This is a genomic window from Bdellovibrio bacteriovorus HD100 (assembly GCF_000196175.1).
Taxonomy (GTDB): domain Bacteria; phylum Bdellovibrionota; class Bdellovibrionia; order Bdellovibrionales; family Bdellovibrionaceae; genus Bdellovibrio; species Bdellovibrio bacteriovorus.
This window is the reverse complement of the sequence record NC_005363.1, coordinates 2378457-2394399: the sequence shown is the minus strand read 5'-3', so window position 1 is coordinate 2394399 and position 15943 is coordinate 2378457. Positions and strand designations below refer to the sequence as shown.

The following is a 15943-nucleotide window of genomic DNA, read 5'->3' as shown; positions in this document are numbered from 1 at the left end:
TCTCATTATTTTGCGATAAAATTCAGTGGTTGCGGAGACTTAATACGAGGCGTTAGTTACTTTTGGCTGACGCGCTCTACGTACTCACCTGTGGAGGTGTCAATACGAAGAACATCGCCTTCATTGATGTGCAAAGGAACACCTACTGTCAGGCCGGTTTCCATCGTCGCTGGTTTGGTCGCGCCAGTCACACGGTCACCTTTGATGCCTGGGTCTGTCTGCGCCACAGTCAGGTTCACAGCTTTTGGCACGTCACAAGCAACGGCTTTTTCGTTGTAGAACAAGATCACAACTTTCAGGTTTTCAGTCAGGTAGTATTTTGCTTCGCCCAGATCTTCTTCAGACATGGCGATTTGTTCGAATGTTTCCTGAGACATGAAGTTGTAGCCAGTGTCGTCTTTGTACAAGAAAGACATCTCTTTGTTTTCTACGTTTGGAACTTCGAATTTTTCACCGGATTTGAAAGTGGATTCAAGGTTCTGACCCGTCAGCATGTTTCTTAGCTTGGTGCGGGTGAACTGATTGCCTTTACCTGGTTTAACGTGTTGGAAATCCACGATCACGTAAGGCTTGCCCTCAAGCATGATTTTAAGACCTTTTCTAAAGTCTGACGTTTCGTACATTGTAAAATCCTTCCTAAATAAGATAAATCAAGGAAGGGCTATAATGTCCTAAACGGGCGTCAGAGGTCAACCTTGGGCGCGGTAGTCTTCTATTTTGCGAAGCATCATCTCGAGGACTTCCAGCTTCCGTTCACGGATCAACTGCTCACGGGGTTGGATGGGTTTTAGGGGGATGGCCTCATCAGTGTCGTTATAGCGGACCTGAAGGGTTTTCATGCGTCTTTGGATCTCGGGATGGTCGCCGAATTCCAAGCGGGTGTCCTTCAGTAAGGCATGGGCTTTTTCCAGATCGTTGCGCACAATGAAGGCATCAATCAGGGACAGCATGCGTTCCAGCGCCTTGTTGGTGGTGACCGGAGTGGGGCGGATGACCACTTCTTCAATGCCAAAATCAGGTTCGCGCCCCGTCGGGGTGGCTGAACTTTCCAGATTCACTTCCGGCAGTTTCGTCATGGCAAAGACGTCTTCGTCGTATTCGTCCGCTGTCAGGGATTCCAGTTTTTGCACCGCTTTTTGGGCACTTTTGGAATTTGGATTCAGGAATAAAACCATTTTAAAGGACTTTAAAGCATCCTTCGGATTCTTTTGCGCCAGATGAACTTCGGCCATCAACTGGTGCGCCAGAATATTTTCGGAAGACAAGGCGGTGGCTTTTTTCAGTGTCTCCAGAGCTTTGGAAAGCTCTCCCAAATCGCGCAAGACCTTGGCGTAAGTCACCAGTCCACCCACAAATTGCGGGTGGCGTTGAACGCCCGCAGTCACGGTTTTGCGGGCTTCTTGCAGCATTCCCATTTCACGATAAGCCTCGGCCAGCGGAGCAAAAACCTGAGAATTCGGATCTTTCTCGAGGAGGCTTTGGTACTTTTCGATGGTGCTTGCTTCAATTTTGGGCATAGAGAGATACTAAAGCAGATTGATTGACTAAGCAATAGCTTCAGCTTCAAATAGGGGCGAGAGTTTAAAAACAGGGTGGTTGTCTTTGGTTATTCTTGGGGTCGATCCCGGTTCCCGCATTACAGGTTTCGGTGTTGTTCGCGTGGCGAACGGAAAGATTGAGCACATCAATCACGGCGTCATCGTCATGGACGGTGACGACGCTTTCCCGCGCCGGATGACCGAACTGGGCTCTGCGTTCCGAGAAGTCATGGAAAAATACAAACCCGAACAGGTCGTCATCGAAAAAATCTTTCTGGGTAAAAATGCCGACAGTGCCTTCAAGCTAGGGCATGCCCGCGGTGTGATCATGTACGAAGCTGGCCTGGGCGGCGCTGAAGTTCAGGAATACGCCACCCGGTCCGTCAAAAAAGGTGTCACCGGCAACGGTGGTGCCTCCAAAGAGGACGTGCAGGCCATTTTGAAAGTCATGCTGAGCTTAAAAACCATCAGCCGCATCGATGCCTCGGACGCCCTGGCCATGGCTTGTTACCATGCCTTTGAAATGAAAAAGAAAGCCCTAATGCAAAGAGCGGTGAGTTTATGATTGGATATTTGCGCGGTAAAATTATTGAAGTGATGAACGACTCCGCTTTGATCGACGTCAGTGGGGTGGGTTATGAAATCCACGCTTCCAGCAACACGCTGGGGGATCTGCAGGCGCTTTTGGGGAACGACATCATCGTCTGGATTCACACTCACGTGCGTGAAGACGCTTTGCAACTTTTCGGTTTCCACGACAAAGAGGAAAAAAATCTGTTCCTGTCGTTGTTGAAAGTTAACGGTGTCGGTCCGAAGATGGCCCTGAGCATTCTTTCCGGCGGCCGTCCGGCGCAAATTCATGAAATGATCGAAGCGGGGAATGCGAAAGCTTTGTCGGGCCTGCCAAAAGTGGGCAAGAAAACCGCCGAACAGATCATTCTGACCCTGAAAGGCAAGCTGGTGTCCATCGAAGAAGGTGGCGTGGTGGCGAAAGCCAAATCCGTGGCGCACACTCAGATCACTTCAGCCCTTTTGAATTTGGGCTACAAATCCCAGTTGGTGGATCAGTTTGTTTCCTCGTTGCCGGCGGACATCGCTGTTGAAGATGGCATCCGCAAAGGCTTCCAGACCCTGTCTGGAGGCTTGTCATGAGTCGTATTCTTGAAGGCGATCCGGTTGAAGGCGAAAAGAGCTGGGAAAACGAACTGCGTCCCCAGAAATTCGAGGACTTCCCCGGTCAGGATGATGTGAAGGAAAAATTGAAGGTTTTCGTTGCGGCGGCCAAACACCGTGGCGAATCCCTGGATCACGTGTTGCTGTGCGGGCCTCCGGGTTTGGGTAAAACCACACTTTCCAAAATCATCGCCAACGACATGGGTGCCGAGATCAAAATGACTTCGGCTCCGGCGATCGATAAGAAAGGTGATCTGGCGGCGATTTTGACGTCGCTAAAACCGCACTCGGTTTTGTTCATCGATGAAATTCACCGTTTAAGCCGTCACGTGGAAGAGTATCTGTACACGGCGATGGAAGATTATTACATCGACATCGTGACCGGCGAAGGCCTGGGCGCGCGCTCCATGAAGTTCACTTTGGCGCCGTTCACTTTGGTGGGGGCGACCACGCGGGCGGGTCTTTTGAATCCACCATTCCGTGACCGTTTCGGCATTGTCGAGCGTTTGCAGTTCTATGATAAAGATGCCCTTCGCCAGATTCTGATGAGATCAGCTGAAATCCTGAAAGTTGAAATCGACGAAGAAGGCGCTGAAGAAGTGGCCCGTCGTTCGCGCGGAACTCCGCGGGTGGCGAACAGACTTTTGAAGCGTGTGCGTGACTATGCGCAGGTGAAAGGCAACGGTGTTGTTTCCAAGGATATCGCCGTGTATGCCCTGAACCAGTTGGGCGTGGATCAGTACGGTTTGGACCTGATGGATCGCCGTATTCTCAGCCTGATACAGGATAAGTACGCCGGTGGTCCGGTGGGGATCGATACGATCGCGGCGGCCTTGAGTGAAGAGCGCGACACCCTGGAAGAGGTGTATGAGCCGTTCCTGATTCAGGAAGGTTTCATTCAAAAAACCCAGCGTGGACGTGTAATCACGGAATTTGCGAAAAGCTCAGTCCTCGCAGACAAATAGCGAGTTTCGGAATCTCGCGGAAACGTTCTAAAATCTCATATTGAAGCTTCAGAAGCTCATTGTTACACCCGATAGAGTCTAAGGAACACTTTGATTTAAAGGGGCGTCGATGGAGTTATCGAAAGTTTTCCGCATTCTTTCGTCGATTTTTCTGATACTGGCCGGTGCCGGTTGTGGAAATCTGAATGCTGAGATGTTTGGCAAGGTCGGATCTATTCTGGCCCCCTCTGAGCCTGGTCCTGCTCCATTGCAATACCCAAAAATTTTGAAAGTCGATGCTGACACCACGGGGGCGTCGGCGGTTTCGACTTTGGCTTTGCCTCGCTATACGACAGCGGGGATTGTTCCTATTCAAGTTCACTTCAGTGGTCCGGTGAATGTGACGGGCACGCCAACTCTGGAGCTTGAAACCGGTGCGACCAAACGTCTGGCAACTTATGTTTCCGGTTCGGGCACGGACATCCTGGTATTTGAGTATGCTGTTGTGGCCGGGGATTCGGCGTTGACGTTGGATTACACGGGCACGCAGGCAATCAACTTAAACGGCGGCTCTATTGAGCCCGCAGAAGATGTCACAGGCACCGCTGATGAAATCGCCAATCTGCTGACGCTGCCAGCTCCAGGGGCGGCAGAGTCTTTGTCGCAGAGTACGCCGGTATTGATCCGCACCATCCCTGAGGTGAAAAGACTGAGCACCCCGGACACTGACGTGTACCTGGATGGCACCAGTTTGGAGGTCATCGTAAAATACGATCAGCCCGTGACCGTGACGGGAAATCCGCGCATCACCATTCGCATTGGCAGTAATAATCGTATCGCCAACTATGTGACTAAGGTATCCCCATCGGAATTGCTTTTCCGATATGAGGTTGTTGTCGGTGATGATGATACGGACGGTATTGAAATGCCTGCGGCCATTGAACTGAATGGCGCCACTGTCACTAATCCCGCCAATGAAGTGGCGGTGACAGATCTGCCAGTCAAAGACACGACCGGGATTCTGACTTACACGTCGGCTTTGACGGCATCCTTTGTATCCAGCAGTCAGATTGTGAATGAAGATGCGGGCATTTTGAACATTCCGGTGGTGCTGAGTGGTCCCGCTCCGATCGCCTTTAAAGTTACAATCGCGGTCATGGGTGACGCTGGTGCGGAGGACTTCAACCTGGCATCCAAAGAAGTCAACTTTGCCGTTGGTGAAACGACTAAATATATTCCGCTGACCATTCTTGATGATGCTGTGGCAGAGCCTGAAAAGCGGATTCGTCTGATTCTGGCGAAAAACTCCCTCGGAAACGGGGGGATGCTCTCGGTGCATGAGGTATTGATCCGGGATGATGATTCCGCTGTTGTGGCACCCAAGGTTGTGTCCTTTAAACAGGGTGTTGGTTTTGCCTGTGCACTGTACGACAACAATGACCTGAAATGTTTCGGTGCCAACGACTATGGCCAGCTTGGCGATGGAACTGTGGTCAACACGAATGAGCCTTCAGCCACACCTGTTATGCAGAATGTGGCGCATTTTGAGGTGGGCGGATACACCGTCTGTGCAGCGAATATTTCAGGCGAGATGTGGTGTTGGGGGCGGGATAATGCGAGTGCCCTGCCAGGATCCGTCGGTGGAAAAGTGCTGCAGCCAACGAAGTATGTGAATTCCGGAGTCACTCAAGTGGCGGTCAGCTCGAATGCGCTATGTTACCTAAAAACCAATAAAGACCTGATGTGTTGGGGCGATGACTATTCCGGTATATTTGGTACGGGATCGACCAATGCTTCGCGCACTCTGGCAGCTCCACAGCTTGTCACAGGGCAGGTGGAGGAAATGCGTCTTATCGCGGCTGTTACCGGAAACACCTTGTGTGCTGTTAAGTTGGATTCCGTAACTCCGTCGCAAAGAAATCTTTTCTGCTGGGGTAACAGATCGACCTGGTACTCTTCAGGAAGCACGTCAACTGTGCCCGCGACTCCGTTGGCAACCAATATTGTTTCCTATGACCTTTTCAACGACAACATCTGTGTGCAAAAAGATGAAGGTGCGCCGACAGTGCGCAAGAACTATTGTTGGGGTAATGGCAGTAACGGTCAGTTGACCCCTGGAACCAGCGGGGCGGGTTCAACTGTTCCGGTGGAGATGAGTTCCGAATATAAAGATATGATGACATCGCAAGAGTCGATCATAGCTTTGAAAAATGACGGCAGTGTATGGACGTGGGGCTCTGGGGGCCGAATCCCAGGCGGCAATCCGATTGTGGCAGCGTCGGCACCGGTACAATTGATCAGTGGCGGAGTTAAAAACCTGCTGCGAATGTCGAATAGATATGGCCCAACGGATGGTCTGGATCCACGGTGTGTATTGATGCTGGATTCTTCGGTTCAATGTTGGATGGCCTCGCCGTTGCCAGTGAATAAAACACTGCCTGTGACGGTCATTCCTGCGGGCGTTGAATCAGTTTCAGTCAGCAATGTGTTCCATGAAAACTACTATTCGGCCTGTTCTTTGATGTCTTCGGGCGAGGTTCTTTGTTGGGGGCAAAACTCGGTGGGGCAAGTGGGTGATCGAACGTTGTTGCCTCGCTTGGTTCCGACTCAAGCCTTGTCGCGCAATCAGCGACAGATCGCCACAGGGCGAGAGCGCAGCTGTTCAGTTTCAACCTACGGCGAGCTGAGATGCTGGGGATATAACTCCGCAAACTTGAGTTTGGGGGTCAGTCCTGCCTTCACAAGTTTTAAAACTCCGAAGATTGTGATTGGTAAAGATGTCAGCAAGGTGGCATTGAATGATGACGGTGGGTGTGCGCTGTTGACGACCGGCGGTCTGAATTGCTGGGGTGACAACAACAGTGGCCAGAGCAAGCCAGGAAGTGCCAGCAGCAACACTCTTCCAAATCTGGTTTTGTCGTCCGGAGTTCGGGATGTTGAAACGTCTTACCAGGCAGCCTGTTATATCGCAACCAATGATGATTTGTTCTGTTGGGGGGATAACACCCAAAAGCAGCTGGGATTGGGTGACACTGTTGATAGAACAACGATACCAGCGACTCCGTTGTTGTCCGGGGTTGACTCCGTCTCTATGGGGGGACATGAAACCAGTCCGGGCTCTTGTGCCGTCATGAAAAACGGGGACTTGAAGTGCTGGGGGAGTGGCTTGGCTTGTCTGGGGACGAACGGCGACACTCCCGCAACATTGCTGACGGATGTTAAGAAAGTCTCTGTGGGGCGTTCACATATGTGCGCGATCGTGGGTGAAGAGCGCCGTTTGGTTTGCTGGGGGCATAACCCGAAGGGGCAACTTGGGATAGGGACGACAGTTGATAAATGTTATTCTTCCGGTCCCGCAACCGTGGTTGCAGAAGGTGTTCGTGCTGTCTCTGCGGGCAGTGACAGCACCTGTTTCGTTCTGGAAACGGGTGAAATGAAGTGCATGGGTGACAATAACAAAGGTGTTGTTGGAACCGCAGATCGCTTCCCATTCCCGCGCACGGTCTGGGGACTGTAGAAATCAGAGGGCAGGGATATCCTTAAAACGTGATTACTATTCGAGGCCGGCATCACGCCGGCTTTGTCGTTTGTCGTATTTTGAGTCTGTTGCAGGTTTTTATGTTGGGGTCCCCAGCATCCTGATAGACTTATCAGCGGTTCGCCTGCGATGTTTGGGCGATATTTTTGCAGAATTCTCTGTCGGAATCGTGTTGTTTTGAGAATCCTGAGCAGCTTGTTTGGAGAAAAAGATATGGCATCAAAACAGCCTTTGATCATTGAGGTGTTGCGCGGTTCCGTGGTGGAAAGTCAGCATCAGGTGATGGCCGTTGTCGTGAACGAAGTCGGCAATCTTGTCCAGTACTGGGGCCACCCGCAGTACCTGACCATGCCTCGCAGTGCGATCAAGATGCTGCAGGCGTTGCCGCTGATCGAGTCCGGCGCTGCGGATAAATTCAATCTTGAAGCCAAACACATCGCTTTGGCCTGTGCCTCTCATCGCGGTGAAAAAGATCACCTGGCGGCGCTTTCGCAGTGGATGGAAAAGGCAGGCTTGAAAGAAGCCCAGTATGTCTGCGGTCCACATCTGCCTTACGACGAAGCCAGCGCCCACGAGATGATTCGTAAAAGTCAAAAGCCCACCGTGCTCTGCAACAACTGTGCGGGGAAGCACTCGGCAATTATCTCGACCTGTCTGCATCTGGGCGAGGATCCGACGGGCTATGAAAAGTACGAGCACAGTGCGCAGAAAAGACTGCGCAAGGTTTTAAGTGAAACCATGCGCATTGATCACTCGAAGGTTCCCTATGGAGTGGATGGTTGTGGCATCCCGACTTACGGCGTTCCGCTGCAAAACATGGCTATCGGGATGTCGACCTTTATCAACCCCAAAGAGGCACCAGCGCGCAAAGTCGCGGCAGAGCGTATTTTGCACGCGGTCCGGTCCCATCCGTTCTATATTTCCGGCAGTGACAATTTCGCCACAGCTGTGATCGAAAAGTCACAAGGTCGTGCCGTGATCAAGGGCGGGGCTGAAGGTGTTTTCTGTGGTGTGCTGCCGGAAAAGAAGGTGGCGTTCGCGGTGAAAGCCGCAGACGGGGCGGGGCGGGCGGCTCAGGCTGCCACGGCGATGCTTTTGCTGCAGTTGGGGGGCTTGAATGAGAGTGAATTCAAGGCGCTTTCCAAATTCACCATGTCTCCTGTCACAAACTGGCGTGGTGACGTGGTCGGGCAAATCCGCATTGCGAAGGGCTCTTAGTTAGGCTAAATTGAAAGCAAGATGTTCTTGCAAAAAACTATTCGTAAAAAGACTGTGGTTCAGGGGATCGGGATTCATTCCGGCGATCCTTGTACATTGACCTTCCGCCCGGCTCCGGCTGATACGGGGGTTTACTTCATTCGCACGGATCTGCCTGGCAGTCCTTCTTTGAAAGTCACAGCCCGCAACGTGCAAGCGACATCCCATCAGACCACCATTGGCGGCCCGGCGTTTTCTGTGGCGACGATCGAGCACTGTGTTTCAGCCTTGTCTGCCCTGCGCATCGACAATCTGTTTATTGAACTCGATGGTCCCGAGATTCCCATCGGTGACGGCAGCGCCCGTGTGTTCCTGGAGGCATTGCTGGCAGTTGGAATTGTCGAACAAGATCAGCCGCGCAAGTACTGTTATATCACTGAGCCCATTTATTTCAGCGAGGGCGAAAAACACGCCTACGTGGTTCCCTATCACGGTCTGCGTCTGACAGTGACCATTGATTTCCCAAATCCCACCATCGGGAAACAAACTATCGACCTGGATATCAACGAGCAGTCTTTCGGTCGTGATGTGGCCAATGCCCGCACCTTTGGTTTCATGAAGGATGTCGAAGCATTGAAGTCCCGCGGTCTTGCCAAAGGTGGCAGTCTTGATAACTGCATCGTGCTAGATGGCGAAAACGTGGTGAACCCGGAAGGGCTGCGCTGGGCGGATGAGTTCGTCCGTCACAAGTGTCTGGATGCTCTGGGGGATCTGGTCACTCTGGAAATGCCATTGATGGGTCATGTGGTTCTTTATAAAGCCGGCCATGATGTCATGAATAAACTGGTGCGCAAGATCTGGGATTCTCCAACCAGCTATCGTCACGTTGAACTGGGTGCGGATATTTCCGACGAAGTTCGCCGTTATACAGGCTGGACTGTCCCAGTCTGAGACGAATCAGACTGATTCCATTTTTTCTCAACATTTGCCGATCAGTATAATGGTAAAGTAGCAATACTGTGCTTCTGGTGGGGGAATGTATGCAGAATCATAAAAAAATCTGGGGCAGTGCCTTTGTGTTTGCTGTCCTCGTCGTTTGTACCCTGAGTTTTCAAAACTGCGCGCCAAGCTCTTCTGGCTCCGCATCCACTGACAAGAACAATTCCAACAGCACCGACAGTTCAGGGATCTTGAGTTATCCAAACTCAGGAACTCCGGTGACACTGGTTCCTGGTCAGGCTATCACGTTAAAGTTGCAAAAGCCTTCTTATATGGGAAGTGCCGCAGACTATATCTGGATGGTGCCGGGGGATGACTATGCGCTGGCTTCTTATTATGGTCTGTTCACTGAAATCGACGGCTATATCTATGTGTCGTTGACGGTAAAGGCGTCTTATAATTCGGCGAAGAACATGCGCCTGTATATCCTGAAAATCTCTGACTACTCTTATGCCGACACGACGGGTCTGGGCATCCGAGTGGATTCCTCGGCTTACGGCTCTCACTATTCCTCAGACATGGCGACCGAGATCTGTGACACGCGCGGCAGCTATGTGCCGACATTCATCTATGATCCCACCAAAGCCGCGTCCGACGCCCTTATCGTCTTTGATAACGGCGCAGGTGTAGGATCTTTGGAGTGCAGCTTCGGCGGCACTGCGGTGGATTGCCTGAACACACCAGCATGGCCGTCTGATTGGGCCTCGAAGTCGCTGACGATCAGTGGCTATAATAGATGCGGGACTTCGACCAGCCGTACCTTCTAGTTAGATCAGTGAAAATGAACAGAAAAAGGGTTGGCGTTGCCAGCCCTTTTTTATTTGAGCCCTTGGATCTTTTTGCCGGATTTGTCCAGTTTGATCGTGAAGGTTTCGCCGCTGTTCATTTTTGATTGAATGAATTCGCAGTAAGGATGGCTGGTGAAATCGTCGCCGGTTAATTCAAAGTAAGCGAGTTGTGGTGCTGGATTTTCTGCGGTGACATAGATGACAGTCCCGTAGCTCAGCGATTGCTCGCCTGCTTGTTGAATGCCGCATTGAAGTTGAAGTGCTGTCACTAAAGCCAAAATCATGACGGTGTTTTACCGTTTTCAATGGCATTCGTAAATCCGCAGTTACATCTTTGAAATTATTTATTCTACAAGGTGATTCGTAATTTGCATCGGGAGAGTGGGGAGGCGGTGGGCACGACGGCGCGCACCCGCGCGCAGCGCGGGCCACAGCAGAGCCCGGACGGCGTGTCGCGAAGTCGCAGGCAGGAGGCCGGCGAGACCAGCGCAGCCCCGCTCTCCCGCCTGGGAGTAAACTTATCTCTGAGACTTCAAGTAACCAACGATGTCTACGTCCGGCGGAGTCGCAATGCCGACGCCCGGAAGTGGACCGGTCAGTTCTTGAAGACTGTAGTCCATGCGAGCGTCATAACGACGTTCCCATTGGTTGCGCAACCATTGTTCACGCTCATACCACGCGCGTTTGTTTGAATCATCCTGGCAGGAGGCCAGTTCCGCTTCGATGCGGGCTCCCCAGCGAAGCTCAATGCAGTGATATGGGTCAAAGCTCATTGCGAACAGTCTTTGTCTGGCAGCTTCCAGGTTCATCATCACTGTGCGGCCTGACGTGGTCGTGTACGAGAACTGGCAAGCCTGTGCTTTTTGCGCGTAAATATTGAACAGATCCTGAGCCAGGTTGCCACCATTGTAGCGGATGGACGGATCACGCTTTTTGTACTTTTCAATGTTCGCGCGGGTTGACGTCACAAGATCCATGAAGGCCACTTTCAAGCGGGCATCACGGGAAGGGGTGGCGTAGTTTTCCCACTCTCCATCAGTTCCGAAGATATTCACCGGCAGGCGTTCCGGGTGAGGCTTCGCGGAAACACCGGACGTTCTTGCGGCATCCACAGCGGCGACGCGGTCTTTAAGGCTGACACAGATATCGTCTGTCAATTGCGCCATGTCCTTCAGTGGATCGATGTGGGCCTCACCTTCAGTCAGGCTCAGGCGGATGTAGTCGTAATAAGTGACTTGCTGGCCACGGAACAGGAATTTGCCCTTGCTCCAGCCGGCATTGTCTGGCTGGGTGCCATAGAACTGTTCCAGGCTGTAGTCGCGAAGCTGATTATTGTTCGCGGCCACGATTTTTCCGCCGGCATAAGCACCGGAAGAGTCCGGTTTTGCATCCACCAAGGTCAAAGGACGGAACTTTTTAAAGCCCGCACCCTGGTTTGGATTACTGCGCACGAATTTTGGCGTGTACATACCCATCGTCAAAGAATTGTCCGGGTGAGCATCAATATAGAACACACGGCCGTCGTCAGTGACTTTGTAAACAACCGCGACGTGTCCGTTGGGATCATAGATCACGGTGCCGGGACGGATGCCCTGGCGGTCGATCTTGACCGGATAGAAGTCGGTGTAAAGTTCAGAGTCTTCGGCGCCGGACATGCGCAGAGTGGCGGAATAAGTCAGGCCCGGAACCACATCGTTCAGAATTTCCAAAGCATTTGGATAGGTATTTTTGAAGATCCCGTTTTTAGTCAGGACATCATAACGTTTCGTGACCATGTTGCCTTGTGAAGAGTACCGAACGTCTTTCACCTTGTCCGTGTTCAGAGGACTTGGTTTGACCTCGGCCGTGACAGAGAATGGCAGACCGTTTTTCCATGCGAAATAACCACGCAGATAGTAAGGAAGATCCGCACAGTCTGAATAGTACTTCAGGCCCGATGGGTCTGTTCCAAAGTACATGTTGGCGGTGCTGAGCATGCAGGTGTTCACTTTGCCGCACTGGCGTTTTTCCACGGCATCCCCAAGGCGGGCGACGAACTGGCCGAATTGCTGTTCGTGGTATTCAGTCCACGCAGGCTGGGTGATGCGCCATTGGGTGGCGGCATCCTTGCTTTGCGCCTGGGCGCTCAGGGACAACAGTAATATTGCGGAAACACGTACTGCTAATTTCATTTTATTCTCCGAGGCCCGAAGAATACTCGAACTCCGGCAAATCCGCGCCTGTCAGGATTTTGTACAGTAGAAAATGCCCATTTGTTTGAATTCCGTGACAGATTTCGTCCCAACTCCCATAAAAAAGCCTCCCCCAATTAAAGGCTAAAAGGTGCCTGGTGATTTTTTACGTCTACGCTGCGTCAATGACGCGTTGTGGGTGTAAAAAGTCACCGGGCACCTTTTTTTGGGGTTCTTGCTTTTTATTACGGATCTGGCATAGTTGCGGAGTTTCAAAACCGGAATAACAGGAGTAAATCATGATTATCGGTGTTCCTAAGGAGATTAAGATTTCTGAGAACCGCGTTGGTTTGACCGAAGCGGGCGTGCGTCAGTATGTGAGCGAAGGCCACACTGTGATCGTTGAAAAAGATGCGGGCGTGGGCTCTGGTATCTCTAACGAACAGTACGAAAAAGCTGGTGCGAAAATCATCGACACCAAAAAAGAAGTGTACGCAAAAGCGGACATGATCCAAAAAGTTAAAGAACCTCTTCCAGACGAATACGAACTGATGAAAGAAAATCAGATCCTTTACACTTACCTTCACTTGGCTGCAGAAGCGAAGCTGACGAAAGTTCTTTGTGAACGTAAAGTGAAAGCGATCGCTTACGAAACCATCCAGTTGGACAACGGCTCTTTGCCATTGTTGACTCCAATGTCTGAAGTTGCCGGTCGTATGGCGACTCAGATCGGTGCTTTCTACCTGCAAAAAGACCACGGTGGAAAAGGCATCCTGATGGGTGGCGTAACGGGTGTTAAACCAGCTAAAGTCACCATCATCGGTGGTGGTGTGGTTGGTACCAACGCAGCGAAAATGGCTGTCGGTTTGGGCGCTTCCGTAACGATCCTTGATGTGAACACAGCACGTTTGGAATATCTTGATGATATCTTCCAGGGCCGTTGCATGACTTTGTTCTCTAACGCGAAAAACATCGAAGATTCTGTTAAGGAATCGGACCTGGTGGTTGGTGGCGTTCTGATCACGGGTCACAAAGCTCCGACGTTGGTTTCCAAAGAAATGATCTCCAGCATGGCTAAAGGCTCTGTTGTTGTGGACGTTGCGGTCGACCAGGGTGGTTGTATTGAGACGTGCCGTCCAACTTCCCACACCAGCCCAACTTACGAAGTTGACGGTGTGATCCATTATTGCGTTCCAAACATGCCAGGCGTTGTTCCTAGAACATCCACTTACGCATTGACGAACGTAACTCTGCGCTACGGTTCCATGATCGCAGCGATGGGTGTGGAAGATGCAGTTGCGAAATCCCCTGCATTGTTGAAAGGTCTGAACGTATACGGTGGCCACGTTGTTTACGAGCCAGTCGCACGCGACCTTCACATGGAATACAAACCTTACAAAATCTAAGGTTTAAAATTTCTGAAACTTTAAAACCCGCATCTCGCAAGGATGCGGGTTTTTTTATGCATTCTTGCAGGCAGCTCAGTTTCCCGTGGTGATTCTGGTAAAAGCTTTTCTAAGATTCTTCATCGGGCCCAGCCCCATGGAGGATGAACAATGATCAAATGGATTCTGCTTTTTACAGTCGCAATCAGTCTTTCGGCCTTCGCCGATGATCAGGTCGAAGTTACTCAGATCGAACATATTCAGGGCGAGTTTGTGATCGAACCGATCCCTGTGCGCACCCGGATCTCCTGCCCGCGCGGGACCGAAGCCATTAACAAGTACTGCTGGGACCGCGTGAAGAATGTTTTTAACAAGTGCGGCGTCATCTGCAAAAAAATCGGTGATGAGCGGACAGAGCCTTAGTTTGCAACCTTCATTTCGCGGTGTTGACTTGCTCCAGCCAGAGGTTGCCCCAGTCTTCGGTTTTCAGCAGGGGGACCTTCTTGTGCTTTAGCCGTGCCACCACGGTCGGGTGGGGGTGACGATAGCGAGGCCATCTGGCTGAAGCAATGCTGAGTTTCAATCCTGGCAGGACATCTAGAAGCTCCTGCGAGGTGCTGGTTTTGCTGCCATGGTGGCCCAGAATTAAAACCCGTGTGGCGGCAATCCAGGGACGATGCCGCCACAAGAGCTCTTGTGACTTGGGTGAATCCCCGGGCAGCAGCAGGGGCCCTGAACGCAGGATGTGGCTTTCGGCATTGCTGTCCTTGTGCAGGGCTGGCGTCCACACCGGCAGATCTTTTTGCAGACACAGCGGCAAGGCACTGACCAATTGCTGCTTGTAGCGTGAGGACTTCCCTAAGGGTGGCAGTGCCAGACACAGGCCGTGCAATTGTTTGAGTTGAAATGACTTTGACAGCGCCCCGATATGATCCCAGTCCCAATGCGACAAAAACACCTGGTTTTCTTTTTCCGCGCAGGCAAAGTGAATGCGTTTCCACGGAAAGAATTCGCCGCCCATGTCAAAGTGCCGACAGCGCACAGCGGAAATTTCACTGATCCATTGGCCCTGACCGACATTCCAGACGACATAATAGTGTCCGCTCAAAGCATGTTTCACTGGCGAGGCGCTGAAAAGAATCAGCAGAAAGAAAATAAGGCTCATCGTGAATCCCGGCCCTGCCACAAGTGCACACGCAGAAAATGCATCACGACCTGCCAGAACACGATCCACCACCATAGTGCCGTCACAGAGGGAGGACGGGTTTTATGCATCACAATGGGCTCTGACAAAAATGCCAGGGTCTGTCGGAAAAAATCCATCACGGTGTCAAAAACAAAGACTCCGGAAGGCATCAGTGTCACCAGAAAAGCCAATGGCAAAAGCATATAGCTGACAATCGGGGCCAAGAGTAAATTATAAATCAGACTCAAAGGGTGCAGGCTTCCCAGGCCCCACAAGGGCGCACTCATAAAGACAAAGATGCCAATCTGAGAAAGCAGCAGGCGGGCCAGGGGAGGCTTTACGCGCAACAAAGAGCCCCAGCACAGAGCCAAGGCCGCACACCAGCTCATCAGCAGTGACAGCGAATCCCACCACGCCGGAAACAGTGAAAGAGTGATCAGCCCCGCTGCCAGCACCCCCAGATCAGGTGGCAGATGCAGACGAAAATGTTTCAGGCTGTGGCGTGTGATCAGCGCCAAAAGTGCCCGCACTGCGGGCGGTTGCCAGCCAACGACCAGAGAGTAAAAGGCCAGAAACAGGATTCTTACAAAGAGTGGAATTCGCAAGATGCTTAAGAGTTCATCAAGCAAAATCAGATGAGATCCTGAAATAACAAAGATGTGAATCAGCGATGTGCGCTGAAGATTTTTTTGCAAATCGGTGTCTGTGATTTTTTCACCACAAAGAAGAGATGCCAGGGACTGCGGCTCTAGTGAATTCTTTGGCAGAAAATGAACACACTTTTCCTGAAATTTCTGTGACAGATGTGTTGTGTTTATCAGCAAACTTTCAGGAGCGGCAATGCTTAAGCAAAGGGCAAGGCTTAGAAGAATAATCATGGTTCTAAGCACTTAGCAATTTTCATAACGCAGTGGATTTCTAAAATAGTCTGTTATTGGGTCCGTGCGTCTTCGAGGGACGGATTTTAAGATCTGAAATTCAGCAGCGTAATTACAGGGCATTAATGCAGTTAAACCTAGTAATA

Annotated in this window: 15 protein-coding genes; 9 read left to right on the top strand and 6 right to left on the bottom strand. The window is 51.3% G+C overall.

The annotated features are described in order from the left end of the window. Positions 1 to 56 precede the first annotated feature (56 nt). Positions 57 to 623 carry an elongation factor P gene (efp, locus tag BD_RS11375; RefSeq protein WP_011164897.1) on the bottom strand — a complete coding sequence of 189 codons (567 nt, stop codon included), beginning with the start codon at positions 621 to 623 and terminating at the stop codon, positions 57 to 59. Positions 624 to 689: 66 nt separating this feature from the next. Further along, positions 690 to 1517 (bottom strand): tetratricopeptide repeat protein, encoded by an 828-nt coding sequence (locus BD_RS11370; RefSeq protein WP_011164896.1) that lies wholly within the window; start codon positions 1515 to 1517, stop codon positions 690 to 692. 85 nt (positions 1518 to 1602) lie between these two features. Here BD_RS11370 and ruvC point away from each other — a divergent pair, with 85 nt between their 5' ends. The 7 genes from ruvC (at position 1603) to BD_RS11335 (ending at position 10156) form a co-directional block, all read left to right on the top strand. Then, positions 1603 to 2103, top strand: a complete 501-nt coding sequence (ruvC, locus tag BD_RS11365) for a crossover junction endodeoxyribonuclease RuvC (protein WP_226988183.1) — start codon at positions 1603 to 1605, stop codon at positions 2101 to 2103. Continuing rightward, a complete protein-coding gene (ruvA, locus tag BD_RS11360; protein ID WP_011164894.1) occupies positions 2100 to 2690 on the top strand; it encodes a Holliday junction branch migration protein RuvA in 591 nt (196 codons plus the stop codon). Before ruvC ends, ruvA begins: the two co-directional genes overlap by 4 nt. Further along, positions 2687 to 3676 (top strand): Holliday junction branch migration DNA helicase RuvB, encoded by a 990-nt coding sequence (ruvB, locus tag BD_RS11355; protein WP_011164893.1) that lies wholly within the window; start codon positions 2687 to 2689, stop codon positions 3674 to 3676. The genes ruvA and ruvB overlap by 4 nt, the downstream gene beginning before the upstream one ends. Positions 3677 to 3785: 109 nt before the next feature. Then, positions 3786 to 7172 carry a Calx-beta domain-containing protein gene (locus BD_RS11350; protein WP_011164892.1) on the top strand — a complete coding sequence of 1129 codons (3387 nt, stop codon included), beginning with the start codon at positions 3786 to 3788 and terminating at the stop codon, positions 7170 to 7172. A 234-nt stretch (positions 7173 to 7406) separates the two neighbouring features. Continuing rightward, entirely contained in the window at positions 7407 to 8411 is a 1005-nt protein-coding gene (locus BD_RS11345; RefSeq protein ID WP_038449723.1) for an asparaginase, read from the top strand. 21 nt (positions 8412 to 8432) lie between these two features. Continuing rightward, positions 8433 to 9341: a UDP-3-O-acyl-N-acetylglucosamine deacetylase gene (gene lpxC / locus BD_RS11340; protein WP_011164890.1), complete on the top strand. Its 909-nt coding sequence runs from the start codon at positions 8433 to 8435 to the stop codon at positions 9339 to 9341. Between the two features lie 89 nt (positions 9342 to 9430). After that, positions 9431 to 10156: a hypothetical protein gene (locus BD_RS11335; RefSeq protein ID WP_226988182.1), complete on the top strand. Its 726-nt coding sequence runs from the start codon at positions 9431 to 9433 to the stop codon at positions 10154 to 10156. 50 nt (positions 10157 to 10206) lie between these two features. On the opposite strand, the gene BD_RS11330 is transcribed toward BD_RS11335, so the two are convergent. Both BD_RS11330 and BD_RS11325 read right to left on the bottom strand, forming a co-directional pair. Further along, a complete protein-coding gene (locus BD_RS11330) occupies positions 10207 to 10461 on the bottom strand; it encodes a hypothetical protein (protein WP_041583576.1) in 255 nt (84 codons plus the stop codon). 234 nt (positions 10462 to 10695) lie between these two features. After that, positions 10696 to 12348: a hypothetical protein gene (locus BD_RS11325; protein WP_011164888.1), complete on the bottom strand. Its 1653-nt coding sequence runs from the start codon at positions 12346 to 12348 to the stop codon at positions 10696 to 10698. A 299-nt stretch (positions 12349 to 12647) separates the two neighbouring features. Here BD_RS11325 and ald point away from each other — a divergent pair, with 299 nt between their 5' ends. Further along, positions 12648 to 13754 (top strand): alanine dehydrogenase, encoded by a 1107-nt coding sequence (ald, locus tag BD_RS11320; RefSeq protein ID WP_011164887.1) that lies wholly within the window; start codon positions 12648 to 12650, stop codon positions 13752 to 13754. Positions 13755 to 13904: 150 nt separating this feature from the next. After that, on the top strand, positions 13905 to 14156 hold the full coding sequence (locus BD_RS11315) for a hypothetical protein (protein ID WP_011164886.1): 252 nt from the start codon (positions 13905 to 13907) through the stop codon (positions 14154 to 14156). Between the two features lie 10 nt (positions 14157 to 14166). Here the strand turns inward: BD_RS11315 and BD_RS11310 are convergent, their stop codons facing one another. Beyond that, complete coding sequence (locus tag BD_RS11310; protein WP_011164885.1) at positions 14167 to 14898, bottom strand: ComEC/Rec2 family competence protein; 732 nt, start codon at positions 14896 to 14898, stop codon at positions 14167 to 14169. Then, the gene (locus BD_RS11305; protein WP_041583575.1) at positions 14895 to 15797 is read right to left on the bottom strand and encodes a ComEC/Rec2 family competence protein; all 903 of its coding nucleotides are present in this window, start codon (positions 15795 to 15797) and stop codon (positions 14895 to 14897) included. The genes BD_RS11310 and BD_RS11305 overlap by 4 nt, the downstream gene beginning before the upstream one ends. Positions 15798 to 15943 lie beyond the last annotated feature (146 nt).